At 35.4% G+C, this 20,920-nt stretch carries 15 protein-coding genes and 1 tRNA gene; 2 read left to right on the top strand and 14 right to left on the bottom strand.

The annotated features are described in order from the left end of the window. Positions 1-92 precede the first annotated feature (92 nt). The 9 genes from DVK85_RS01790 to porU form a co-directional block, all read right to left on the bottom strand. Positions 93-1,154 carry a mannose-1-phosphate guanylyltransferase gene (locus DVK85_RS01790; protein WP_114676796.1) on the bottom strand — a complete coding sequence of 354 codons (1,062 nt, stop codon included), beginning with the start codon at positions 1,152-1,154 and terminating at the stop codon, positions 93-95. 78 nt (positions 1,155-1,232) lie between these two features. Further along, on the bottom strand, positions 1,233-1,829 hold the full coding sequence (locus DVK85_RS01795) for a SprT-like domain-containing protein (RefSeq protein WP_114676797.1): 597 nt from the start codon (positions 1,827-1,829) through the stop codon (positions 1,233-1,235). 15 nt (positions 1,830-1,844) lie between these two features. Continuing rightward, positions 1,845-2,522: an SDR family NAD(P)-dependent oxidoreductase gene (locus tag DVK85_RS01800; protein ID WP_114676798.1), complete on the bottom strand. Its 678-nt coding sequence runs from the start codon at positions 2,520-2,522 to the stop codon at positions 1,845-1,847. Further along, on the bottom strand, positions 2,522-3,463 hold the full coding sequence (locus DVK85_RS01805) for a M20/M25/M40 family metallo-hydrolase (protein WP_114676799.1): 942 nt from the start codon (positions 3,461-3,463) through the stop codon (positions 2,522-2,524). The genes DVK85_RS01800 and DVK85_RS01805 overlap by 1 nt, the downstream gene beginning before the upstream one ends. A gap of 165 nt (positions 3,464-3,628) precedes the next feature. Further along, positions 3,629-5,290, bottom strand: coding sequence for a pyruvate dehydrogenase complex dihydrolipoamide acetyltransferase (locus tag DVK85_RS01810; RefSeq protein WP_114676800.1), 1,662 nt, complete (start codon positions 5,288-5,290; stop codon positions 3,629-3,631). A gap of 5 nt (positions 5,291-5,295) precedes the next feature. Beyond that, positions 5,296-6,294, bottom strand: a complete 999-nt coding sequence (gene pdhA, locus DVK85_RS01815; RefSeq protein WP_114676801.1) for a pyruvate dehydrogenase (acetyl-transferring) E1 component subunit alpha — start codon at positions 6,292-6,294, stop codon at positions 5,296-5,298. Positions 6,295-6,495: 201 nt separating this feature from the next. After that, on the bottom strand, positions 6,496-6,978 hold the full coding sequence (cdd, locus tag DVK85_RS01820) for a cytidine deaminase (RefSeq protein WP_114676802.1): 483 nt from the start codon (positions 6,976-6,978) through the stop codon (positions 6,496-6,498). Positions 6,979-6,981: 3 nt separating this feature from the next. Further along, entirely contained in the window at positions 6,982-8,223 is a 1,242-nt protein-coding gene (gene porV / locus DVK85_RS01825) for a type IX secretion system outer membrane channel protein PorV (protein WP_114676803.1), read from the bottom strand. A gap of 41 nt (positions 8,224-8,264) precedes the next feature. Further along, the gene (porU, locus tag DVK85_RS01830) at positions 8,265-12,098 is read right to left on the bottom strand and encodes a type IX secretion system sortase PorU (protein ID WP_114676804.1); all 3,834 of its coding nucleotides are present in this window, start codon (positions 12,096-12,098) and stop codon (positions 8,265-8,267) included. 209 nt (positions 12,099-12,307) lie between these two features. Here porU and gldJ point away from each other — a divergent pair, with 209 nt between their 5' ends. Next, positions 12,308-13,981 carry a gliding motility lipoprotein GldJ gene (gene gldJ / locus DVK85_RS01835; protein WP_114676805.1) on the top strand — a complete coding sequence of 558 codons (1,674 nt, stop codon included), beginning with the start codon at positions 12,308-12,310 and terminating at the stop codon, positions 13,979-13,981. A 63-nt stretch (positions 13,982-14,044) separates the two neighbouring features. Continuing rightward, positions 14,045-15,328: a UDP-N-acetylmuramoyl-tripeptide--D-alanyl-D-alanine ligase gene (locus DVK85_RS01840; RefSeq protein ID WP_114676806.1), complete on the top strand. Its 1,284-nt coding sequence runs from the start codon at positions 14,045-14,047 to the stop codon at positions 15,326-15,328. An 85-nt stretch (positions 15,329-15,413) separates the two neighbouring features. On the opposite strand, the gene DVK85_RS01845 is transcribed toward DVK85_RS01840, so the two are convergent. The 5 genes from DVK85_RS01845 to DVK85_RS01865 all read right to left on the bottom strand — a co-directional run bounded on the left by DVK85_RS01845 (position 15,414) and on the right by DVK85_RS01865 (position 20,871). Next, positions 15,414-15,977 (bottom strand): DUF6642 family protein, encoded by a 564-nt coding sequence (locus DVK85_RS01845; protein WP_114678955.1) that lies wholly within the window; start codon positions 15,975-15,977, stop codon positions 15,414-15,416. Between the two features lie 114 nt (positions 15,978-16,091). Next, positions 16,092-16,166, bottom strand: a tRNA-Val gene (locus tag DVK85_RS01850). Positions 16,167-16,259: 93 nt separating this feature from the next. Continuing rightward, positions 16,260-17,474, bottom strand: a complete 1,215-nt coding sequence (locus DVK85_RS01855) for a bifunctional folylpolyglutamate synthase/dihydrofolate synthase (RefSeq protein WP_114676807.1) — start codon at positions 17,472-17,474, stop codon at positions 16,260-16,262. 64 nt (positions 17,475-17,538) lie between these two features. Beyond that, positions 17,539-18,765, bottom strand: coding sequence for a Glu/Leu/Phe/Val dehydrogenase dimerization domain-containing protein (locus DVK85_RS01860; protein WP_114676808.1), 1,227 nt, complete (start codon positions 18,763-18,765; stop codon positions 17,539-17,541). A 69-nt stretch (positions 18,766-18,834) separates the two neighbouring features. Further along, a complete protein-coding gene (locus tag DVK85_RS01865; protein WP_127960537.1) occupies positions 18,835-20,871 on the bottom strand; it encodes a tetratricopeptide repeat-containing sensor histidine kinase in 2,037 nt (678 codons plus the stop codon). Between the last annotated feature and the right edge of the window lie 49 nt (positions 20,872-20,920).

Here is a 20,920-nt window from a genome sequence, read left to right on the forward strand (position 1 = left end):
TATATGTTAATCATGCTATAAGATCATAGACTAATTAACATAAACATTTAAAACAAGCTATACCCTACCTCGCAACCATACTTTTTATAACATTATTGTTTAGGAACAATAGTCATAAACTTTTTTATTTCTTGCTCTTTATCTTTAGGATAAATTAAAAGTATATCACCTCTATCTACTACTATAAAATTATCAAGACCGTCTATTACTACTGTTTTCCCCTTATCTGTACGAATAATATTATTCGTGGTATTCTCCATAAAAACCTTAGCATTAACTACAGCATTGCTATTTTCATCTTTGTCAAGTTTATCATAAAGCGAACCCCATGTACCTAAATCGTTCCAACCAAAAGTGGCAGGTATTACATATACATTATCGGCACTTTCCATAACTGCATAATCTATAGATATATTATCTGCTTTTACATAGTTTTCATCTATAAAAGCTTCTTCTCCCTGAGCATTATAAGTATCATATCCGCTTTCAAAAAGAGCATACATTGAAGGTTGAAATTTTTGAAAAGCAGTCGTTACCGATTTTACACTCCATATAAAAATTCCTGCATTCCAAAGGAAATTACCACTACTCAAAAATGTTTTAGCCGTTTCATAATCTGGCTTTTCTCTAAAATGCAATACTTTTTTTATAGCATTAATATCTGTTTTATTATACTCTATATACCCATAACCTGTATTAGGAAAAGTAGGCTGTATACCTAGTGTCATCAATACATTTTCCTTCTCGGCATAATCAAAAGAATGACTAAGGTTATCTACAAAAGCATCTTCATTCTCTATCCAGTGGTCACTGGGTGCCACCACCATAACCGCGTCGGGGTTTAGTTTTTTTATTTTTAATGATGCATATAATATACATGGAGCAGTATTTCGCATAGCAGGTTCTAGTACTACCTGATCTTGCTTTACCTGAGGTAGTTGCTCTAATACTAAATCATTATACTTCTCATTAGTAAGAATAAATATATTTTCGTGCGGTATAAGTTTAGCCAGTCTGCTAAATGTTTTTTGAATAAGTGTTTCGCCCGTTCCTAGCATATCATGAAACTGTTTAGGAAATTGCTCTGTACTTACAGGCCAAAACCTTGATCCTACACCACCAGCCATTATTACTGCATAATAATTATCTTTCATCGCTTAGTCATTAAAAATGTTAGTAAAGATTTTATAAATCCATCCAGCTAAAAACGGATTTTTCTCTCTTTAGCATAATTAAGGCAGTAACTCTACCTCTGCATTTGGGCTAAATAAATAAATTTTACCCGTACTTACTTCTAGACACTCAAAACGTTTTACTCGTTGCGCGCCTTTTTTAAAAATTTTCCCGTTATGGATACGAAAATTGCTACCATACGGTATCTCAAAGATATAATTCTTTTCCGACTTTTCATCGAATTGCTTCAATGCAATAGACAATGTCGCATCAGTATCACTACTTGCTTTCGGGTTTCTAAAGTGTCTTGCAAGCAATGGTAATAATTGATTTGGGAAAATTTCAGGACGTATATATGGCACCATCAATTGCTGAAATGTGAGTTTCCACTCCTGCCCATGTGGCTTTATATTGCGTCCATACTTTTCAAAAGCGGCAAGATGCGCTATCTCATGTACTAGTGTTATTAAAAAGCGATATTTATTAAGGTTTGCGTTTACTGTTATTTGATGGTAACCTCGCGCATCTTTCCTATAATCGCCATGTCTTGTAACCCTTTCATTAACTATTTTAAGATTAACGCCATAGCGCTTAATCATCTCAAAAATATCATCAACGGCGTGTTCGGGTAAATATGGGGCTATAATATGCTTCAAAATACAATTAATTCTCTAAGGTGTGCTAGATGATACCTGCAACACTTTACCATTATAATATCTATTTCCTGTAAGGGCAAAATTGCAAATATAATCTGCCATGTCCTTTGCCGAAAGTGGTGCTTCATACCCTGGGAATGCTTCTTGCAACATCTCGGTATTTACAGCACCTAGTGCCAATACATTAAAGGCAATACCTTTTTCTTTATACTCTTCTGCCAAAAGCTCTGAAAGCGTTATAACAGCACCTTTACTTGAACTATAAGCCGATAATCCTGCAAATTTCATAGAGCCCTGTATGCCGCCCATACTACTTATAGTAACCACATGGCTACCTGCTTTCATATAAGGCAATACTGCACGGTTTAAAGCTGCTACGCCAAACACATTAACTTTATAGATATACTCAAACTCATCGGCTGTTATTTCACCAAAAGGTTTTAATAATAAAGCACCTGCATTGTGTAATAATACATCTACTTTATACCAAGTAGTCCTTACAAAATCACTTACTTGCTCTAAATCAGCAGCGAGCGAAATATCAATACTAAGACAGGTAATATTTTTATGCGCTTGCAATACTTGAGGTACTTTACGCGACAACGCTAGCACTTGATGTCCAGCATCGGCAAACTGCAAAGCCATTTCGTAGCCCATACCCCTGCTCGTTCCTGTTATTATTATGTTCTTCATTATTTTTTAAGGACTATTTCGTGTGTGTTAGCATTTACCATTTTTGTAACTACTGGCAACATAGTTTGGATAAAACTTGCCATATGTGCCGTATCCATATTCTCGAACTCATCGTCAAGGTGATGGTAATATTTAAACGTATTCATATTAGTAGTACATATAGTATGTGCCGGCACATCCATTTCTAAATAAAAGGGATAATTATCTGATGCTTTAAAAAGCTGATACTTTACTGCAAAATCAGTATAACCAAATAATTTTGCCCCCACATATTCATTCATTTTCTCTGTTATGTTAGAGCGGCTATACCCTGTAACATAAGCCTCTATATCCATTCCCAACGGCACACCTACCATTTCAAAATTCAACATTACATAAGGAATAAAATTTGCCTGTTTTAACTTGGCTGCAAGGTGATAGCTCCCCAGTAATCCTTTTTCTTCTGCTGAGAAAAAACAAAATAAGATACTGCGTTTATTAGCTTTTGTTTTGGCAAAATAGTTTACTAACTCAGTAACCGCCGTAGTACCCGATGCATTATCATCGGCACCATTGTACACCGCATCATCATCTTGCATAGTACCAGCAATACCAATATGGTCGTAATGCGCGCCAATAATTATATATTCATCTTTTAGTTTTGGGTCGTTACCCTCAAGATAGCCTACAATATTATAGGCTGGCTTATCAAAGTTAGAAAGTGTATCCCTGTAGGTAGTAAAGTAAGGCTCTACACTATTCTTTTTAAAAATATCTTCTAAAAAAAGAGCTGCTTTCTCTAAACCTTCACTACCGCTATCTCGCCCTTGTAACTCATCCGAAGATAAAAACTTTAACGTTTTAGCAATTTGCTGCTCACTAACGGTATAGTTTTCTTTTTGAGCAAATGATGTAGTTATACAACCAAGGGCAATAAACAATAAAAGTAGTCTTCTTTTCATAGTATATCTTTTGTGTAGCTAAAATAGGAAAATAAAACCACATCTCCTTGTCATGACAAAGCATCTAGACATATAAAAAAGAAAAATCCCGATTGCAAATTGCAATCGGGATTATAATATAACATAAACCCATTAACCTATTTCTGCATGAATACTACTTAAGTATTAAGCAAGCATAGTAACAGGATTCTCAATATATTGTTTTAGTGTTTGTAAAAACTGCGCACCTGTAGCACCATCTACAGTACGGTGATCGCAAGTAAGTGTAACTGTCATAGTGTTACCTACTACAATTTCTCCGTTTTTAACTACTGGTTTTTGTACAATAGCACCTACCGATAGTATAGCCGAGTTAGGCTGATTTATAATAGAAGTAAATTCTGTTATACCAAACATACCAAGGTTAGATACTGTAAAGGTACTACCTTCCATTTCTTTAGGCTGTAGTTTCTTGTTTCTTGCTTTACCAGCAAGATCTTTAACGTTAGCTCCTATTTGAGACAGACTCATGTGGTCAGTAAATTTAAGCACTGGTACTACCAACCCTTCATCTACTGCTACCGCTACACCAATACTAATATGTTTATTATATACAGTAACATCTTCTTTCCATTGTGTATTTATCTGCGGATGTTTGCGCAATGCCATAGCACTTGCCTTGATAACCATATCGTTAAACGATACCTTAGTATCTGGCAATGCATTTATAACACCTCGCGATGCGATAGCAGCATCCATATCTAGCTCTATAGTAAGGCTATATTCTGGTGCTGTAAACTTAGAATTACCCAAGCTACGCGCTATTGCTTTACGCATTTGTGAGTTTTTAACCTCTTCTGTACTTTCTTCTCCGGCAGGTACAAATGGTTTCACTCCCGATTCTGCTTGTTGTGAAGTAGCTTGCTGTTGTGCAGGCTGTGCAGCTTGTGGCGTATAATTTTCAATATCTTTCTTAACGATACGACCATTTTCGCCCGTACCTTTTACATTGCTAAGATTGATACCTTTTTCTTCTGCTATTTTACGCGCTAATGGCGAAGCAAAGATTCTACCTCCATCATTATCAGTAGTTACATTTTGTGTATCAGCTTCTTTAGGCTCTTCATTAGTACTTGTAGTGCTGTCTGATTTTTTTTTGCTTTCTTCAGAAGAAGAATCAGAAGCATCACCACCGTCTTTACTGTAGTTTTCAGCTACACCACTAACATCTGTTCCCTCTGGACCTATAATAGCTAAAATAGTATCTACAGGAGCACTTTCACCTTCTTGCACACCAATATATAAAAGTGTACCTGCATTAAACGACTCAAACTCCATTGTAGCTTTATCAGTCTCTATCTCTGCAAGTATATCGCCTTCATCAACTTTATCTCCAACTTTTTTCAACCAAGTAGCAACTGTACCTTCTTCCATAGTATCACTAAGGCGGGGCATAGTAACTACTATTACACCTTCTGGTAATTTTGATGGTGCTTTTTTATCAGCAGTAGGCTTGTCTTCTTTTTTCTCTTCCTGAGCAGGTTTTTCTTCTTTTGATTCATCAGATGATGTATCGCCTTTCCCGTCAAGTAATGCTTGGTAATCTTCGCCTTCTTTACCTATAATAGCAAGAACAGAATCTACAGGAGCACTATCTCCTTCTTTAACCCCTATGTATAATAGAGTTCCCGCATCAAATGCTTCAAACTCCATAGTAGCTTTATCTGTTTCTATCTCTGCAAGAATATCGCCTTCATTTACTGTATCACCCACACTTTTAAGCCACGTAGCTACAGTGCCTTCTTCCATAGTATCGCTTAGGCGGGGCATGTTTATAATTTTTGCCATGATTATTATAGTTTATGTGGTAAAAATGGATAATTTTCTTGAGAGTAAACAACGTCATACATTACGCTAGGGTCTGGATATGGAGACTCTTCTGCAAACTGTTCGCACTCGCTTACTAAAGCTCTTACTCTGTCATCTATTGCCTGAATCTCTTCATCTGTAGCATAGTTATTTTCTTTAATAACATCAAGCACCTGAGTGATAGGATCTATTTTCTTGTACTCTTCTACCTCATCTTTAGTACGGTAATGTTGCGCATCACTCATAGAGTGACCTCTATAACGATATGTTTTCATTTCAAGAAAAGTAGGACCTTCTCCTTTTCTAGCTCTTTCAATAGCTTCGTGCATTGCCTCAGCTACTTTTATTGGGTTCATAGCATCAACAGGACCACATGGCATTTCATAACCAAGTCCTAGCTTCCATATATCTGTATGATTAGCCGTACGCTCTACAGATGTACCCATTGCATAACCATTATTTTCTACTATAAACACCACAGGAAGTTTCCATAACATAGCCATATTAAAGGCTTCATGTAATGATCCCTGACGTGCTGCACCATCACCAAAATAGGTTAAGGTAACACCACCTGTTTCAAAATACTTGTCGGCAAATGCTATACCTGCACCCACAGGAATTTGAGCACCCACGATACCGTGACCACCATAAAAACCGTGTTCTTTAGAGAATATGTGCATAGAGCCACCAAGTCCTTGCGATGTTCCTGTTGCTTTACCTAAAAGCTCTGCCATAACCCTACGTGGGTCTACACCCATACCTATAGGTTGTACATGGTTACGGTAAGCTGTTATTATTTTATCTTTAGAAAGGTCCATGGCATGTAATGCACCTGCAAGTACAGCTTCCTGACCATTATATAAGTGAAGGAAACCTCTAACTTTCTGCTGAATGTACAAAGCTGCAAGTTTGTCTTCAAACTTTCTCCAAAACTGCATATCCTCGTACCACTTCAGATAAACTTCTTTTGTAATTTCTTTCATTTCTGAATAATTGTTACTAATGTGATTTTAAAAAATTTACTTACGCCGCAAAAAGTTTCCTCACACAAATTTGCGAAACGCAAAAATAACACTTACGTTTTATAACTAAAAAAATAAAATGAAGTATTTTCTATTTTTATAGCACTTTAGATGAAAGAAAAACAAAAAAAAGGATTTCGTTGAAATCCTTTTTTTTTGTTTTTACAAATATTTACTTTCAAAAACCATTGGAAGTAGATTTTTGAGCGAATCTGACTTATAGACTTTCCCTACTTCTCCCATAAAATAAATCTCAATAGGAGTATCTTGTTTCATTTCATATTCTGCTATAGACTGCCTGCACGCACCACAAGGTGGTATAGGGTCTTCAACTTTTTTTTCTTCTGAAGCTGCCGAGATTGCAATTTTTAAAATCTTAGCATCAGGATACATGGCTCCTGCATAAAAAACAGCTACACGCTCGGCACAAAGCCCTGATGGGTAGGCTGCATTTTCCTGATTAGAACCTAATACAATTTCTCCGTTATCTAACAACAATGCGGCACCTACATGAAACTTAGAGTATGGTGCGTATGATTTTTGCCGTATTGCAACTGCTTGTTGCATTAACATCTTTACATCTTCAGGAAGCTCATTAATTGAGTTGAATGCTGTAAAGGTTGAAATTATACTAATATTTTCCATTTATTAATATTCGTCGTATGTGTTATCACCAAAGTTAAACGTTAGCGAAAAACGCAATGTGTTTTCTAGCGGGTTTCTTACTTTTGACGCTGAGAAAAGGTATGATAAATCTACTTTTATTACTGTATATTTAAAACCTGCTCCCAGTGAAAAGAATTTACGCGCTCCTTTTGCATCATCTTCATTAAAATAACCTAAACGAAATGCAAAAGAGTCTTGATATGTATATTCAGCACCTAACGAATAAGTAATCTCTTTAAGCTCTTCTCTAAAACCATCGGGTGCATCACCAAATGATTCAAAAATACCCGATACCCAGCTTGTTTTATTATAATCTAATAAATCATCACTATATTGTTGATCAGCTATGTCTTCTGCTGTATCAATCTCATTATTGTCAATTTCACCATTCCCATCTAAATCTACATATACAGGCGCTACTGTTGCAGGTGGTGTTGGCACTAATAGTTTTGTTAGCTCTAAATTAACAGCTACTTTATTATATTCATCAAATATAAAATCGAAACCAGCACCAAGCCTCATATTAGCAGGCAAGTAATTTGAATTACTACTGTTAGTATCTTCATCGTTATTATAGTTGATTTTTGGTCCCATATTCTGGAAGTTAAAACCTGCTCTCCAACGACCGTTAAAATCAGTATATGCTATCTCTTCAGACTGGTAGAAACCTGCTACATCAAAAGCAAATGTATTTGCCGCACTAGCATCACCACCACCAGAAGCCTCAGGTATTCTTAAGTTTGAACTTATAAAACGACCTGCTACAGCCATAGAGAAACGCTCACTCAGTTTAAGTGAATAAGACAAATCGACCGCTAACTCATTTGGAGTTCTTATTACCCCAGGATCATCTGGAGATTGTCTAAGCTCTATATCCCCTAGCCCAAAATAACGAAAGCTACCTGCAAATGCACTTCTTTCGCTATATCTATTATAATAATTAACCTGCGCTAACGATATATCGCCTGCTATCTCTGTAAGGTATGGTGTATAACTCACACCTACACCTTGACCATCGAGAGCAAAAGCATATTTCGCAGGATTCCATTGCTGAGAATAAGTATCCGTAGATGTTGCCACCCCTTGGTCTGCCATACCAGCAGCTCTTGCATCGGCAGCTATTAATAAAAATGGCACTCCTGTAGTAATGGCTCTGTTATTGTTTTGGGCTTTTGCAAGCTGAACTCCTAACAGGCACAAAGCAAATAAAATAATCTTTTTCATTTCTATTTTTAAAAATTTAAAGGTAACAAATATAGTGTTTTTTATAGCAATACAATCTTTTCATATTTATGAGCTGTTTTGTTTGTTGTTGTCGACTTAACAGTGAGTTTATATATATAAACTCCCTTACCTATTTTATCGCCAAAATCGTCGCGTCCGTCCCATGTTATTTCTCTACACAAAAAACCATCCGTAATTACAGTTCTGTTTATTGTTCTTACCACTTTACCTGTAACCGTAAACACTTGTACTTGTACATCGAGCGGTTCAAAAGGTCTATTATGATTAAACCAAAACTCGGTATAACTCACAAACGGATTAGGGTAATTAAGCACATGTTCTAACTCTAACGCATCATCTCCTGCTACTACAAATTGTATATCGGCAGTAACAAGGTTATTATACACATCCCATGCTTTAAAGGTTAAAGTATGTAAACCTTTTTCGAGATCAGAAAAAGGAAAACGAACTTCTCCTTTAGTATAATCGTCTAAATTAGCTTCATAATAGTCATTCATCAAAAACGGATTGGTCTCATCACCATCGAGCACCCCTATAATATCATGACCAATACCACTCGCCGTGTTAATTCCGTGTTCGTCTTGAAGATATGCAAGTAATATTGGCGAATCATTAGTTATACCTCCCGACACAAATGATTCATCATTCATATAAAGCCTTACAGTAGGCGCTGTTCTATCTTCGGCTGCATCAGTGTTAATACCTCCAATTTGTATATCATTATCGTATCCTGTTTGATCTTGAAATAAATTATTGCGTTTTGCATAAAAACTAACACGCCCACTACCTATAGGTATACGAATATCTCTTGGCACTACAAAACCAACTTCAAACTGTCCGTTTGTAACGGTTGCACTACCGCGAAAAACTGTTTCACCAAGTGTATTAAATTCTGTTATAACATCAAGCAGCCCATCGTTATTTAAGGTCTCTCTCTTAATATCTTTATCAAAAACAGTCACTTCAATCTCGCCATTATAATTGGCTATAACACTACCTCCTTCGGTAGTAACATTACCTGTAAGCTTTACATATTCTAACGACTTTATAGGCTCAGTAACATCTGCAACAGGTATATCGTTTATTTTAGTAAGTACAATTTCTGGCTCTGCCACAGCAAGTTTTAATGCGGGGTCTCCTACAAATGCTATTAACCTATAGGTTTCCTGATTTGACTTTGCTTGTCGCAACGCCTCTGCCATAGAAGGATATTCACCATCCTCAAAAGCATAGAGCTTAGAAGCAAGCGTAGTATTAAAACTAATAGCCGCCGATATAAAAATAGCACGTGTTGTAGTCATCATTGCAATAGCGCCACCCGCAGGATTCCAAAATATTTCCTCTCCTGCTGTAGGGCGATAAGGATTATCGAACCTAGTAAGATCGCAAGTAGCTGTTATAAATAAAGGGTATTTAAACCTATTAGTAAACGCTTTTGCATCATCTGCCTCTAAAAGTCGCTCACTCGCCATACCGTTCTCACTACCATGTCCTAGATAATTAACTACTAGTGTACCATAGTTTATAGAGCGTATTATTTGCTCCTTAGCATCAGGATAACGCTCACCTCCAGATGATGCTTGCTGAACATACGAATCTATGTATACCTTTCGCATATTAATAAAAGGTCTATTAGCCACAATAGTCGCCACTAGATCTTCTTGATCTGGCACAAAATCAACATCGCTTGTTGCATCGGCATCATCAGCAATCATAAGATACTCATTTCGCCATCTACCATAGGCTTCCTCGCTTAGATATTCGGTGATTTTATTTACCATTTCTTCTGCTTGGCTTGTTGTGCTCACCACCATACGCCCTGCAGCAATATCAGCAGCCCCATCTCCTGCTCCCTCTCCTGCATCCATCATCACAAAAAAATCATCAGACACATAGGTTGTCACTATACTATAGTTACCCCTCCCAGTATCTGTAGGAGAAAAATCATGATAAATAGGAACTATATTAGTATTGTTTGGTATTCTATCTTTAAAATCGAATGAGGCATCTCCGAAAAGATTAACATACTTTATCTTATTTTCGCTAGACGACGCATTGTTATATATATACTTTACAAAATTTCTAATTGCGCCAATATCTTGCTTACCAGAAGAAAACTCTTCATAAATTTTATCGAGTGTTATAACTTTTACATTTAAGCCTGATTGCGTTCTATGTATATTAGCTAAAGATTCTGCCTGCGAAAGCAAAAACTCTGGCGCTACAATAAGATAATCAACATCCTGAAACTGTCCTTGTGAATTATTGAATATTGTTCCTTTTAAATTTTGATTAGCAACACGGGCATTTGAATCTCTTGATGGTGTATAATAATCTGAAGATACTACTGTAATATATTTTCGAGCCTCCCCCATAGTTGCTTTAAACGAAAACTGCGAAGCATCGTTATCTGCTACTTTAGCAACATTATATATATCGGTAATATCCCATACAGCATCAATACTAGATGCACTAGAAAATTGATATTCTATAACCCCTATATTACTAGCAGCATCATTATATGTAAACCTAAACTGGTCGTTAGTACCTTTTAGGTTTCTTTTGGCTTTTATTATAATATAATCAAGCCATGCATTAGAGGTTGGCACACCTCCATTATTGTAATTTAATGAAACCGTCATACTGCTAGAAGGCGTAAATGTAGTACTAAGGTAACCGTCATAACCAGAGTCATACTGACCTTGCGACTGAAAAGTTAAACTACCTACATCTTGCCCGTTTACTTTAACCCCCATACTAGTAGGGTTTATAGAAGCAGCTGCAGCACTCACTATTATTGTAGCATCGGTAGTAGCAACCACATCGGGTATTTGAAACTCAAAATCCTGTACGTTTTCAATATTAAATTGCTCACCATGCCATTTTCTGCCCAGCCTAGCAATACTAACCAAGTCTTCCTCATGATATACATAATCATCAAAACTAACAGTGGTAATATCGGGCGCCCCCACAGGCTCAGGCATTGCAGCAATTCTTTTACCTACACCTCCGTATGATGTAACATAGTAATATGATTTATCTGCAAACATATTATTATGTGTACGACTATCTGTATTCCAGTTATCTACACCCTCGGCATAAAATAATATATAGTCGCTATTATCAAAACTCCCGTCTTCTTCTCCTACAAATCGTATCGCATTTTCGGCAAGATCAGCAGGGTACTCTACTTCGTTAAGCAATGGCAACATTCGTCCACCATTACCATAAATTTTTATATTTCGAGGATCGGTATTTGTATCAAAACCCAATTGCTTTAAAAAACCTTTAGTAATTTTATAAACTCCTGATTTTTTTACATAAAAACGATACCATGCACCTGAAGCAAGTACCGAGTTAGATATTGAAGTAAAATCGTTAGTGCTTTTTATTATTCGTTGTTGCGCATCTAATCTAAAAGAGTATGAAAAAGACTTAATACGTTTATAACCTGAACCTTCCTTAATAATAGGTGATAATTTAAGGTGAGCATACCAGTCATCACGAGATTTTATGGGTGCGATTTTAGCATTAGGAGCATTACTTTGTTTTCCCGAAGAAAGATCTCCCAACTGAGCTGACGTAATACTTTCGTAAACAATATTGGTAATTCGTAGTGAATTTGGATCTACCGCTGCAGTAACAGGTATATTAGTTGAAAAATAAAGCTGTCTATTATCTGCATCATAATACATATATTCCGATTGGAATTCTGGTAATACTACAGGCACATCCCCCACAAATGATGGTACATTATCTTTCCACTCCAAAGTAAAAACACCACTTTGCTGTCCGAAAGAAGGGATAGAAAATAAACTATATAATAATATGTATAAAAATAATCGGTATTTCATCACTTTGAGAGAACGCGAATAGAAAAAATATATTACAAAAAAAGCTAAATTTATTTTTAGCGTAGTAGAATGCAATATTACTTTAAAAAGCCCGTTTTAGAAAGACAGATATAACATAAATTTGGAATTTTATTAAAAATATTAAAATCGTGTTGCGGTTTAATGGTTAATTATTATATTGCGCCACGAAATTTATTACCTACACAAAGATGAGAATTAACAAGAACACTGCTTTAAAATTGTTTATGGCTGTAGCCGTAACAGTTGGTTTTACTGGTTGTAGTAAAAAAGGATCTGGCGGTAGCGGGAACACTTCTTCTGCTACAGGTTGGAAAATCAATGATAAGAAAGGTGGATTCCAGCACAACTCTAATTACAAGCAGCAGGAAACTGCCCCAGGATTGGTCGAAGTTGAAGGAGGAACATTTACGATGGGTAGGGTATCTGATGATGTTATGCACGATTGGAACAACACCCCAACCCAACAACACGTACAATCTTTCTACATGGATGAAACTGAGGTAACCAATGTAATGTACATGGAATACCTTGACTGGTTAAAAAGAGTATACCCTCCGAGTGAAGAAAACTATAAAAACATTTATGTTGGAGCTTTGCCTGATACATTAGTATGGAGAAGTGCACTTGGCTACAACGAAACAATGACTAACAACTACCTAAGACACCCTGCTTATGGTGATTATCCTGTAGTAGGTGTTAACTGGATACAGGCTGTAGAGTTTAGTAAATGGAGAACAGACCGTGTAAACGAATCGGTACTTGAAAGAGAAGGATATCTTAAAAGAGATGCCAAAGTACTTGATGTTACTGCTGAAAGTACATTTAGCACAGAAGCTTACCTTGAAAGTCCAAGTAAAAGTTATGGCGGTAATGAAGAAATCGTTTACAAAGGTCAAAGAAATAGACTAGCAGGAAACGAAGAAGCTAAAAACGTTTATGCACAAAGAACTTCTGGTTTAATTTTACCAGAATACAGACTTCCTACTGAGGCAGAATGGGAGTATGCAGCGATTGCCCTTGTAGGTAACCGTGAGTATAACTTATACAGAGGTAATAAAAAATACCCTTGGAGAGGTCAGTATACCCGTAATGGTAAAAGACAAACCAAAGGTGACCAACTTGCCAACTTTAAACAAGGTAAAGGTGATTACGGTGGAATTGCTGGATGGAGTGATGACAATGCAGATATTACTGCACCTGTTAAAAGTTACCCACCAAACGACTTTGGTCTTTATGACATGGCTGGTAACGTAGCAGAATGGGTTGCCGATGTATATCGCCCAATAGTAGATGATGAAGGTAACGACTTCAACTACTACAGAGGTAACGTATACATGAAAAACAAAATTGGCGACGACGGAAGAGCCGAAATTGTAACTGCCGAAACTATAGAATATGACACGCTAAGTAACGGACGTATACAATACAGAAACCTACCAGGTCAAATTGCTCAAGAGAAAATCACAGCTGATGATGTTTTCTTAAGACAAAACTATACTAGAAGTGATAACAGAAACTATAGAGATGGTGATGTACAATCATCTAGATACTTTAGTTATGATGCAAATGAGGAAGACGGACTTGATGATAACAAAAAAATGTATGACTCTCCTAAGCATTATGTAGGCGCTGATAGTATTGGCAACATGGAGCGTGAATGGGACGATTCATCTACTAGAACTACACTTGTAAATGATAATGTAAGAGTATTTAAAGGTGGTTCATGGAGAGATAGAGCTTACTGGTTAGATCCTTCACAAAGAAGATATTTCCCACAAGATATGGCTACAGATTACATTGGATTTAGATGTGCAATGTCTAAAGTAGGACCAAAATCTAGCAGAAAAACAGCTAGAAATTAAACATAATTTCAGCATAACAAATATTTAATAAAGCCCTATCTTAGGGCTTTATTTTTTTTATATATGGATATAGCACAACTCTACAGTTATTTCAATCAATGTACCTCTGTCGCTACAGACACTCGTAAAATTGAACCTGACACCTTGTTTATCGCTCTTAAAGGAGATAATTTTAATGCTAATACTTTTGCAGAAGAAGCTTTAGTAAAAGGAGCAAAATATGCCGTAGTTGATGACCCTGAATATAAAACTAACGAAAGAATACTACTTGTAGAGAACTCTCTTACCGCATTACAAGAGCTAGCTAATTTTCACAGAAAAACCCTAGGACTACCCGTTATTGCACTAACAGGTAGTAACGGAAAAACAACCACTAAAGAGCTTATCAACACTGTACTTTCGGCAAAGTATAACACTAGAGCAACCGTAGGAAACCTCAACAATCATATTGGTGTACCACTCACAATACTCTCTTTCACCAAAGAAACCGAGATAGGTATTGTAGAAATGGGAGCTAACCATCAAAAAGAAATAGAATTCCTTTGCTCTATAGCCGAACCAAATTTCGGGTATATCACTAATTTTGGGAAGGCACATCTTGAAGGTTTTGGCGGATATGAAGGTGTAATAAAAGGTAAAAGCGAACTCTATACTTACCTTAAAAATAATACAAAAACTGCATTTGTAAATCTTGATGATACAATTCAGAAAGAGAAAACAGCAACTATTTCTCGATATACATTTGCTATAAATAACCCCAACGGGGACGTTAATATTAAAGCCGTAACAGCAACCCCTATGGTAAAAGTTGTATACAACTCTCAAGAGATACAAACTAACCTTATAGGCAGCTATAATGCACCAAATATAAGCGCAGCAATTGCTATAGGCTCTTATTTTAAAGTTAGCGATTCAAAAATAAAAAAGGCTCTTGAAGGTTATACACCAAACAATAATAGATCCCAATTAATTGACAAAAACAGCAATAAAATAATCCTCGATGCCTATAACGCGAACCCAAGCAGTATGAGCGCTGCTATAAACAATTTTTTACAGCTTGAAGGCAAGAACAAAACTGCTGTACTTGGCGACATGTTCGAGCTTGGCATCGAAAGCATGGAAGAGCATAAAAAAATAATTAATTTGCTAGCAAATGTAGATACTGTAGCCATTTACTTTGTAGGTAAAGCCTTTTTTGCCAATAAAATTGAAAAAGAAAACATACACTTTTTTGAAAGCTTTGACACCTTCAGTAAGAAGTTCGCAAACAAAAATATCCAAAACAACACTCTCCTTATAAAAGGATCTCGAGGCATGGCACTAGAAAGAGTTTTAGAAGTTTTATAGACACTCACTCATAAGTAATATAAAATAGATGTCTATTGAAGTTTCATAATAAAATATATAAAACCTAATAAAAATACTTGTAGCATTAATAGTACAACCTAAAATCAAGCAATTTGCATAACGCATATTGTTTTTGGTGTAACTCCTCTACAATTTCTATTACATCATCTTCATCCTGACACAAGCTAAAGAAAAGTTTATCTAGAGCAGTACTCGTTACTTTATGATATGCTGCTTCGCCATAACCCGAAATAGCGCGTGCTCCTGTTATATCTAAAAAATATTGCGCTTCGTCCTCCGTCAAATCTAATATTTTAGCATTAGCAAAATGTATAACTTTACCACGCATTTTACCATCAAATAGCTCAGCAATTTCTTCTAAACTATAATAATACCCATTAAGACAAATATTATTTTCCTCACCTTGCATTATTAAATAGATAATTTCATAATTCTTAAAATTATGATCATCATAGAGCAATGCATTCAAGCTTTCTTCTAGCCCCTCTATAGTATCGCATGTTTTATAAATACTATCAATATGCTGCTGAAAAGCTAATTGTTCTAAATGTTCTAGCACATCAGTTGCACTTTCTTTCTCTACATCATTTACAGCTTCGAGGCAGAAAATAAATTTGTCATAATCCATACAATTATGTTTTGTTTCTATACTATATATTGTAGAAGAAATTAAAAACAACAAAAGTAACAGGAAAAGTATAGGCATAAAAAAAACTCCTTAAAAAATTAAGAAGTTTTTTTGTGGGCAATGAGGGATTCGAACCCCCGACCCTCTCGGTGTAAACGAGATGCTCTGAACCAACTGAGCTAATTGCCCTTATGCCGCTTAACTTTCAAGAGTAATCTTGTTTGTTATTGCGAGTGCAAATATAGGTTAGTTTTTGATATTTGCAAACATAATTTTAAAAAATTATAAAATTTCTGCTACTACAAACGTACTTCCACCCACATAAATAAAATCAGTCGCAGCCGAATCAGACAACGCAGCATCATAAGCATTTGTTACAGAATGATATACTCTTCCTTCTAACCCAAAAAGGTGTGCTTCGGCTTGTAGTTCTTCGGCAGTGAGACCTCTTGGCACATTAGGCTTACAAAAATAATACTGCGCTTTTTTAGGCAATAGTGGTAATATCTCTGCTAAGTCTTTATCATTTACTACCCCAAAAACAATTCTTAAAACATCAAATTGCTGCCGTTGTACTTGTTGCATTACTAACGTTAACCCATGTTTATTATGTGCAGTATCGCAAATAGCTACTGGATTAGTGTGCACCTGTTGCCATCTACCCATGAAACCAGTATTAGCAACAACATTAAGCAATCCTTCTTTAATAGCTTGTTCTGAAATTTCTAAATGCTTTTGTAATACAGTAAGAGTTTGTAAAACTGTTTTTTGGTTTTGCTCCTGATAACTACCTAATAAATCGGAAGGGTACAACTCATGAATCTCATCTTGTACAAAATAAATAGGTGCATTGTTTGTATGAGCCACTTTTTCAAAAACAGGTTTAGTATCATTTGTATATTCGCCTATAACTACTGAAATATCCTCTTTAACAATACCTGCTTTCTCCCCAGCTATAGCCACCTCTGTAGTACCTAAAAACTGGGTATGATCTAACCCTATATTAGTTATTACCGACACTAATGGCTTAATAATATTGGTAGAGTCGAGCCTACCTCCCATTCCTGTTTCTATAACCGCAATATCTACCTCCTCTTTCACAAAATAGTCAAAAGCAAGTCCAACGGTCATCTCAAAAAAACTTAACTGTTGCGCCTCAAAAAAAGGTTTATTTTCGTCTATAAAGCGACATACATACTCTTCAGGTATATCTTGCCCATTTATCTTGATGCGTTCTCTAAAATCTTTTAAATGGGGCGAGGTGTATAATCCTGTTTTGTAGCCTGCTTCTTGTAATACCGATGCAAGCATATTTGACACAGAGCCTTTACCATTAGTCCCTGCTATATGAATAGTTTTTATTTTGCGTTCTGGGTTGCCTAAATGATCTGCCAACAATAGCGTATTAGTAAGATCTTTTTTATAAGCAAAAGCGCCTTGTTGCTGGTACATGGGGAGTTTATTAAACATCCATGCTGTAGTTTCTTTATAGTTCATAACAAAAAAATGGCAGAATACCATCTGCCATTAAAATTACTATTTTTTTATTCTATTTCTATAATTACACTAGTTGTTTTAATGCAATTTCAAAAGCCGTATGACTTATATTAGTTTTAGAACTATTTTGTGCATGTACATTTTGTATTGCTCTTTGTATCGTTTCAGACGTATCTTTAAATACAGCTTCATCTGTCATACTTACTTTTTTCTCCATAAAGTAAGCAAATACTCGTGCCATACCACAGTTTGAAATAAAGTCAGGAATTAAACTCACTTTACTATCTGTAGCTTCCATAATAGAACCAAAGAAGATTTCTTTATCTGCAAAAGGCACATTAGCACCACAAGATATTACTTCAAGTCCTGAAGCAATCATATTATCAATTTGATCTTTAGTTACCAGTCTTGATGCTGCACATGGTACAAATATGTCTGCTCCAATATTCCAAATTTCTTTGTTTATCGTTTCAAACGGAATCATATTTTCGGCAACTAACTTGTTACCATCTTTATTAAGGAAAAGAGTTCTTATTTCTTCAAATGTAAAACCGTCTTTATTCATTACACCACCATCGCGGTCTATAATACCTACAACTTTTGCCCCCATCTCTGCAAGATAGAATGCCGCTGCCGAACCTACGTTACCAAAGCCCTGTACAATAGCTTTTTTACCTTTTACATCACCTCCATATATAGTATAGAAATGACGAACCGCCTCTGCAACACCATAACCTGTAATCATATCGGCAATGGTATATTTTTTATCAACATCTGGAGAAAAAGTTGGGTTTTCTATAACCTTAACAACTCCTTGACGTAATTGACCTATTCTATTTATTTTATCAGCTTCGGTAGGCTTAAAGTGTCCGTTAAAAACACCTTCTTGTGGGTGCCACACACCACACTCTTCTGTCATCGGGATAACCTCGTGTATTTCATCTACATTAAGGTCGCCTCCTGTTCCATAATAACTTTTTAACAATGGAGAAACAGCTTTATACCAACGTTGTAACACCCCTTTTTTACGAGGGTCGGCAGGGTCAAAGTTTATTCCTGATTTAGCACCACCTATTGCAGGACCAGAAACACTAAACTTTACCTCCATAGTTTTAGCAAGCGAAAGTACCTCATTCATATCAAGACCTTTTCGCATACGAGTACCGCCACCGGCTGCACCACCACGAAGAGAGTTTATTACTGTCCAGCCTTCAGCTTCGGTTTCGCTGTCTTTCCAGTTAAATACTATTTCAGGTTCTTTATTTTCGAATTTGTTTAATAAATCTTTCATTTGTTGTGTATTTTTTAAATCGACACAAATATATAAAACATATAAATGAGAATATCGTATTTTTTTGTATTAGATAGGAAATGTAACTTTAATTATTGACCCATCACCAGGCTGTGAGGTAATTTCTATATTACCATTCAATGCTAATGCACGTTTATTAAGATTTTTAAGACCTATACCTCCCTTTGTAGATTGTGTGTCAAACCCAACACCGTTATCAGTTACTATAATAACTATATTATCTCTGTCTTTATTTACAGTTACTTTTGCATAATCAGCTTTAGAGTACTTATTTATGTTTTGAAGCGCCTCTTGTATAACCCTATATATATTAACTTTAAGTATATTAGATAACGAATCCCAATCTATATTTCTGGCTATTTCTGGCTCAAATATAGTATTAAATGAGTTTTTTTGACTAGATATCATATACTCTAGTATACTCTCAAAACTCTTCTCTTGCTGCAACATAGCATTTTTATTAAGATCATGCGATACTGCTCGTATCTCTGTTTCTACAGTTTGCAGCTCTTTTATAAACTCTTTTCTCTTCAATATAGACTCATCATCAGATTTTTTATTGATGAATTCTAAATTAAGTCGTACTGCATAAATATTATTAAGTATACCATCATGCAACTCCATAGCTATCCTGTTCTTTTCATCTTTACGAGCAATATCTATTTTAGTTTGCTGCTCATTCATTAAATGATAGACCTCTTCATTTGCTTTTTGTTGTTCTTGTACAAGTAATAATTCTTTGTTTTTAGAATTTAGATAGTAAATGATAAAAATAGCAGCTACAAATAATAATACTATAGCAGATACCCCTATTATAAAACTATTCTTTTTAACTAGGGCTTCTTTTTCATCTTGGAGCTTGTTTGTTTCATATTCTATCCTAGCATATTTTTCCCTATTAGCACGAGCCTTAGTTTGTAAACTATCATTTACAGTAATATATCGATTAGAATAATAAAGACTCTGATCTTTATCCAGCTCCGCAAGTAGCTTTAAGCTGTTAAGTATATCAAAATGACTTTTAATATCTTTAGCAGTACTATAGGCAGCATTAAGATACTTTAAAGCCTGTACAGTATCTTGTTTTGAAGCAAAATATTCACCGAGATGAATATTACTTGCTACTATTCCAGACTGATTGTTAATACTATCTCTAATATGTAATGATTCATAAAACAACTCAGGAAGCATAAAATCGTCACCTGCTTTAAACTTAGCATAAGCCAAGTTATTTAAAAGCTTGGCATACAAGGAGGTTGTTCTGTTTTTTAAATCATTAATTTTTAAAGCATCATTATAAATACTTATGGCCTTTTTATAATTCTTCTCTTCAACATAGACCCCTCCCATATTGTTATAACATGAAGCTTTATATAACTCAATACTAGCATCTGAATAGCCTTCATTTTTAAAATTATCAAGATATTTTAAAGCATCATTATAATACCTTAAAGCTTCTTCTGTATCACTCTGTTCTTCTAGGGCTGCCGCAATAAGGTTATGACAATTATATATATGTACTGTTTTATTATCTTTTTTAAGCAATTCTAATGCTTTAACAGCCTCTACTTCGCATAAGAGATACTCGCCAATACTATAATAAATATAAGCTTTATATAAAATAATTTCTCCTAGTGTTCCTGGCTCATTAAGATTTAAATAGAGTTTTTCGGCCTGATCATAATAATAAAAAGCAGTATCATTATTGGCTTTAGTATAGTATGTATATCCTATTCTATACATAGTATTTGCCATACCCAAAGTATCATTTGCTTCTGTTGCCATCCTAAGCACATCTTTACTTACCGAAAGTGATTTATCATATAAATCTAAGTTATAGTAAGCTGCTATTGTTCGAGTATATAGATATCGAGCAACAGAATCGTTTAGATTACTCGACTGTAGCTTAGAGTATGCAGAGTCAACATATTTCTGACGCTCATCAGATCCTAATATAGCATCATCAGACTTATCAAGGTATTCACCCGCCTTGGTTTTAGACAACATCCTATCATTCGGCGAATTACAAGATGTAACTAAAAACAGTAGACTAAAAACAAGGACTATTTCACGAAGTATATTCAAATTTTTGAGGGCATTAGTTTTATACTAATGCCCTCAAAAATACTATATT

The organism is Flavobacterium arcticum, assembly GCF_003344925.1.
GTDB lineage: Bacteria > Bacteroidota > Bacteroidia > Flavobacteriales > Flavobacteriaceae > Flavobacterium > Flavobacterium arcticum.